The organism is Dietzia natronolimnaea, assembly GCF_002289575.1.
Taxonomy (GTDB): domain Bacteria; phylum Actinomycetota; class Actinomycetes; order Mycobacteriales; family Mycobacteriaceae; genus Dietzia; species Dietzia natronolimnaea_A.
This window is the reverse complement of the sequence record NZ_NTGA01000054.1, coordinates 1-5,772: the sequence shown is the minus strand read 5'-3', so window position 1 is coordinate 5,772 and position 5,772 is coordinate 1. Positions and strand designations below refer to the sequence as shown.

Below are 5,772 nucleotides of genomic sequence, written 5' to 3'. Positions count from 1 at the left end.
GATCCCTCTACGGATCCGGGGGAACCTCACAGAGATCAGGGGACGGACGGTGCATCAATCGTCGATCGGCAATGAGCCATTGGCGGTCGAACGATCGAAATCCGACCCGCACGTGCCTCGCAGCCCGGGCGTGAGCCGGCTTCTCTTCGGAGAACGGCGCGGCGGTGCCTTGTTCTGTATCCGAACCGCTGAGGGGTTTCGTGGTGGTTTCTAGGTGGGACGATGACGTCTCTTTAAACAGAACCTTCTTGCGGTCGGGGTCGCTCTCAGAGATAACCCGCAGGAGTCGATCCGACAGGATTTCGCGAGCGGGCGCGTAAACCCAGGTGCGGTTCGGCTTTATCCCAGGAGCTGTCCATGGGAGAAGGTCATTGACCGCAGGGAAGTCGTCCCAGTCGGTGTCTGCTGCTGGTGTGAACGGTGCTTGCCAGGCTGTGCGAGCTTGGCGCCACTGGTCACCGTCGAGGTTCAGTTTGGTCAGGGCGTCGTACTTCTCGAACCGTCGGCCGTGGATCGCGGTGTAGTGAATCGTGGCCGGCACATCTGAATCGCAATCCGGGCGGCGAGTGAAGATCGCGATCGCGAGTGGTTGCTGCACGCCAGGGAAGATTCGAGTCGGTACGTCGGGACGCATTCCCTCGGGGGAGACATCGATAATCCAGCCTTCGCTGGTGGTGCGGCGTAGGTACTCGCGCATGCCCTTGAATCCGGCGCCGCGTAGATAGCCTGAGGTGGTGATGTAGCAAACGACTCCCACGTCACCGTTGGGTAGGTTTGCGTTGGCGTCGAAGACTTTCCAGGTAGCCCACCGCCAGAAGTAGATGTAGAGGTTCTTGAGGACGTACTCGGTGCGGCCGTTTCCCTCGGCGCGGAAGTCATCTAAGGGGCGGTAACCGCCGCCTTTCTTCGTCTTCTCGCTGTCGCTTCCGTTCTCGATCCAGCCGCCGCGACCTTGTGCCCGTTCGTCATAGGGCGGGTTGCCAATCACCACAGTGACTTTGGACTTAGCCTTGATACGGGCAGCCCTCGACCTAGCCCCGGTGATTCACGGGGATCTGCGGATCGCTGGGCGAAAATAGACCGAAGTGCTTCCTGAACAGGGGAAACTGGGACTTGTCTAAGGTTCCATGTTCTCCAGCAGAAAGCACTCGGTAGGTGAAGCTTACTTCGTGGTCGGCCGGGCTGTCCGTTACTGCTGATGGTGTCGGGGTGGTCTCTCATGCCGGGGCCATCGCTCCGCGCCTTCTGGCTGATCAGGTCGGTCTGACCGCCGCGCTGTCAGGGGCCATGGCCCGCCGCCGGTTCATCCCGATCCACGATCGCGGCCGGGTGTTGATCGACGTCGCGGTGATGCTGGCCGATGGCGGCGAGTCCATCTCAGACATCGGCGTCCTGCGCCACCAGTCTGGCGCCCTGGGCCCGGTGGCCTCGGCGCCGACAGTGTGGCGCACACTCGATGAGGTCACCGCCGGCAAGCGCAAGAAGATCCAGGTGGCGCGGGCTCGGGCACGGCGGCACGTGTGGTCCCACCTGCCCGGCGGGGTGCCCGCATCCAAGTGCGCGGGCCGGGACCTGGGATCGACGATCGTTCTCGATGTGGACGCCACCATCGTGGTCACCCACAGCGAGAAGGAGAACGCCGCGCCGACGTACAAGCGCACGTTCGGCTACCACCCGATCGGCGTGTGGTGCGACAACACAGAAGAGTTCCTCGCCGCGAGCCTGCGCCCGGGCAACGCCGGGTCCAACACCGCCGCCGACCACATCGACGTCCTGGGCCAAGCCATCGCGCAGATCCCCGCCACCCGCCGGCGTGACCTGCTGATCCGCTCCGACGGCGCCGGCGCCTCCCACGACCTGATCGACTGGATCACCGAACAGAACCGCATCCGCGGTCGACAGGTGGAGTACTCGGTCGGATTCTCCATCACTGCCCCGATTCGCCGAGCCATCGCGACCTGCCCCGAAGCCGCGTGGGGACCAGCGCTCAACCCCAACGGGGACATCCGCGACGGGGCCGACATCGCGGAGCTGACCGGGTTCCTCTCCCCACGGATGCTCGCAAAGTGGCCAGACGGGATGCGGGTCATCGTCCGCCGCGAACGGCCCCACCCCGGCGCCCAACTATCGATGTTCGAGGAGATCGACGGGTGGCGCTACCAGGCATTTGTCACCAACACCAGCGCCGGGCAGCTGCAGTTCCTTGAAGCGAGGCATCGGGCTCACGCCCGGGTCGAGGACCGCATCCGCCACGCCAAAGACACCGGGCTCGGCCGGCTCCCCTCACGCGAGTTCGCGCTCAACCAGGCCTGGCTGGTGGCAGTGATGATCGCCGCAGATCTGGTGGCGTGGACGCGGATGCTGGCCTGTACCGGCGAGGCCGCAGTCCTCGCCTTGTGCGAGCCCAAAGCCTTGCGCTACCGCTTCCTGCACGTCGCAGCCCGGCTGACCCGTAGCGGCCGACGGCGAAAAGTGAAGATCCCGGAAACGTGGCCCTGGGCCGTCGCGATCGTCGCCGTGTTCAACACGATCGCCGCGATCCCCAAACCAGCCTGACCTCACATGCCCGCCCACGACATCACCACCCGGGGACCCGCCCACCGGCAGCGCCAGCCGGCACACACGCACGCCTACCCACGAAATCGATCCCGCCGTCAACCGACAGCAGCAGTCACACCGGCCCGTGAATCAGCGGGGCTAGACCGACTGATCAACTCAAGGCCAGATCCGAGTTGGGTCTGTTCGGCGTGGGGGTCGTCGAGGGTGTCGGTGACGTACATTCCCAGGCCTGCCGGTGGGAGGTTGGCACCGAGATCGGTGAGTAGGTCGGTGGCACGCAGTTCGGCGACGGCGAATGGGCCCGTCTGGAGTTCGAATCCGACAAGCCGCTTGGCGAGTTGGCTTACTGCCCCCGCAACGGCGCCCTGCCCGTCTCGCTCGGCCACTCGGGCCGCGACGTGCTCGATGATCGTGTGTAGGAATGTGCCCGTGCCCATCGCGGGGTCGGCCACGACCACATCCGGGTCGGCGAATCCTGCGGTTCTACCCAATCGTGTTTCCAGGACTTCTTCGGTGAGGCGGACCATTTGCTCGACCACTTCACGTGGTGTGTAGTACGAACCGGATTTTTGCCGCAGCTGCGGGTCGTAGACGTCGAGGAAGGTTTCGTACAGGTGGAGATAGGTGTCGCGGCGGCCGGCGCGGACCTTCGGCCACTGCACGGCGTCGATGACACGCACCAGGAGGTCGATGGTGACCTTGAAGTCAGCTGCGACGTAGTCGGTCAGCAGTTGAAGCGCTCGGGCCATGAGGGAGTGTTGTCCCGCAAGTTTCGTGCCCACTGCGTGCAGGCCGCCGGTATCGGCGAGTGTGATGCCTTCGGTTCGGGCGAGGAGGAGGGCGAACGTGACGGTTTGCGCGTAGCCGTCGGCGAAGGTCGCGTCGTCAGCGGTCGGAAATAGCAGGTGTCGCCAGTCCCTGGCGAGTCCATGGAATGGCTGATCTTCGCGTCGAGCTCCCGCCTTGATCTTGCGCTGCTCGGTGGCGAGCTGGTCCAAGACTTCACCGCGCAGAAGTCGAGTCAGCGGCGCGATAGCCCGAACGAGAGCGATCACGCTGGTGATGGGCGCTGGCTCCCACCGCAGGAAGTCGGTCAGGAACTGCTCGAACTCTGCGGGCGCGGAAAGCTCCGCTCCAGCCGTGCGGAGCGGCCCGCCGGCAAGGTGTATCGGATCTCCGACCGGCTCGCTATCGCGGTAGAGCCGCCACTCCGTGCCATTGGTGTAGATCAGGTTCGGGAGGTCCTTCTGCCTCGTCCACTGTTTGAGGTTGTGGCCTCGCATGGAGACCGGGTCTAAGTTGGCGCCAGGCTTCTTGACCTCGACGTACCCAGTGATCGCACCGCCGACGCTGATCGCGTAGTCGGGACGAACGCCGCGGTCGTCGTCGCGGACCTCGTCGTGTGGGACCACATCCAAGGAAAGGTGCTCGCCAGCGGCGGCGAGTAACTGTTCGATCGGAGCCCGGATCGCCGCTTCTGCCTCACCCGGACCGGCCAACTTGGCTTTGCAACGCTGCCCGAACTCCGAAACAGCAGTAGTGAGCCAAGGCGATGACACGTGAGCAACCTTTCAGGATGCAAGTGGTGGGGTTGCTCTGATTGTCCGTCATTCCCCGTCAGGAAGTTCCCGGACGCACCGCTAGAGACTGCTTATTCTCGCGCAACGACTGGACTTGGAGTATTCGCCGAGTTTGACAGTCGAAATGCTATATTTCTCTTGTTGCGGATTCATGCGCTCAAAAACCCGGTCATCGACCGGGTTTTCGTCATTTTGCTCGCCGCAACAACCTGCTGGCTATGACGCTGGCAGCCTGCGCCCAGGCGCAGTTCAGGTCGCTGGCCAGTATCTGGCCGCGGCACTCAGCCTGGCAATCGGCCAGGCGTGGCATCTCTCCACCATGAGGGGAGGTTGCGATATGCAGGTTCTCGACGTCGTCGACAAGCTGGACCTCGCGGCCGTCCTGCTACTTGGGGCCGGGCACTTTGTGCTCCGCCTCCTTCCCTTGATCTCGGATCGCGTTAACGCACGCGCCGTCCGACTGATTGAGGCGAAGAAGAAGCAGGACGACTAGGAAAAATCGCACCTGACACCCTCGTAGGGAGAAGCCTGTCGTTGCAATGTTTGCGGTGTGTACATTGTGGCCGAGTCGAAGGTGCGCTGCCGGCGCGAGTCTAAGATGCCCCAGATGGGCTTCTCTGACCGCAAGGCGTCGATTGTCGCCGAGGCGTACCGCCGAACAAAGAGTCACGTCGCCTACCTCGACGAGTCCTATCAGGCGCCGGATCCGATAGGGCACCACCGCAAGACGTTCTATCTTTTCACCGCGGTTGTAGTTGCTCAAGATGACATGGACGAGTTGCGCGGAGGGCTTCTCGAGATTGCGGGCTCGACGCACTGGCACACCACCGAGGCTCTGCTCACGGCAGGAGGGCGACGGGCTACTGAGGACATGCTCGGGTATCTCGCTGACGGGAAGGAGACCTGCGTGATTGCCCATCAGGTGTCCGTAGACCCCGTCGACCATGACGCAGAAGACGCTCGCCGCGCCTGCTATCGGTCGTTGGCGGAAGAACTCGCCGCTGGCCGGGCCGGCAGTTGGAGCCCTATAGAGTTGCTCATCCTCGAAGAGCGTAACCAGAGAAACTTCCGGAATAAGGATGACAAGAACCACAAAGAATTGATCCGCGAAAATCGGATCCCACGAAATACGCGACTCCTGCAGACCTCTCCGAGTGCCGAGCGGCTGCTGTGGCTTCCAGATCTCGTGTCATCCGCGTTCCGCCGAACCATCACTCACACAGACGGCACCAACGAGCTCTTCGAGATCGTGAAGCCTCAAGTGTATTTTCTTGAGGCTGGGGACTAGGCGAGGCACAAAAAAGAGCAGCCCCTGGCTGCCGTAGCTACACCGAGGGGCCTGGCCGACTGTCGGGGCGTAAGCCCAGAGGGCCGACTCATTGCTCATCTGCATACTATCCAAGCTTCGCAGCATTGTCACATCGTCGTTGGTACTCACTCTTGGGCAGTTGCGTCCGGCGTTCACTACTGAAGAACTACGCCAGGCGTGCATCTGGCGGAGCCCATCGGCGTCGGCGCGGAAAGTTCGGGCTGCCAGGCACTTTACTGCCACCAGGCGCCGGGAGAACTCACCGAATATCGGTTCGGTTCACACGTCGGCAATGTGACTTTCACCTTCGTTTGGCGGGATTTC

Annotated in this window: 5 protein-coding genes; 3 read left to right on the top strand and 2 right to left on the bottom strand. The window is 63.0% G+C overall.

Translation table 11 applies throughout. The features are described 5' to 3' along the window. Positions 1 to 7 precede the first annotated feature (7 nt). Positions 8 to 988 (bottom strand): type ISP restriction/modification enzyme, encoded by a 981-nt coding sequence (locus CEY15_RS18310; RefSeq protein WP_141244319.1) that lies wholly within the window; start codon positions 986 to 988, stop codon positions 8 to 10. A 167-nt stretch (positions 989 to 1,155) separates the two neighbouring features. Between CEY15_RS18310 and CEY15_RS17275 the strand changes: the two genes are divergently transcribed. Beyond that, positions 1,156 to 2,556 carry an IS1380 family transposase gene (locus CEY15_RS17275; protein WP_095719447.1) on the top strand — a complete coding sequence of 467 codons (1,401 nt, stop codon included), beginning with the start codon at positions 1,156 to 1,158 and terminating at the stop codon, positions 2,554 to 2,556. 98 nt (positions 2,557 to 2,654) lie between these two features. Here CEY15_RS17275 and CEY15_RS17270 read toward each other — a convergent pair whose 3' ends face one another. Next, a complete protein-coding gene (locus CEY15_RS17270; RefSeq protein WP_095719446.1) occupies positions 2,655 to 4,118 on the bottom strand; it encodes an N-6 DNA methylase in 1,464 nt (487 codons plus the stop codon). A 358-nt stretch (positions 4,119 to 4,476) separates the two neighbouring features. On the opposite strand from CEY15_RS17270, the gene CEY15_RS18565 reads away from it, so the two are divergent. Next, on the top strand, positions 4,477 to 4,632 hold the full coding sequence (locus tag CEY15_RS18565) for a hypothetical protein (protein ID WP_176475179.1): 156 nt from the start codon (positions 4,477 to 4,479) through the stop codon (positions 4,630 to 4,632). Between the two features lie 114 nt (positions 4,633 to 4,746). Further along, positions 4,747 to 5,427, top strand: coding sequence for a hypothetical protein (locus CEY15_RS17265; RefSeq protein WP_095719448.1), 681 nt, complete (start codon positions 4,747 to 4,749; stop codon positions 5,425 to 5,427). Positions 5,428 to 5,772 lie beyond the last annotated feature (345 nt).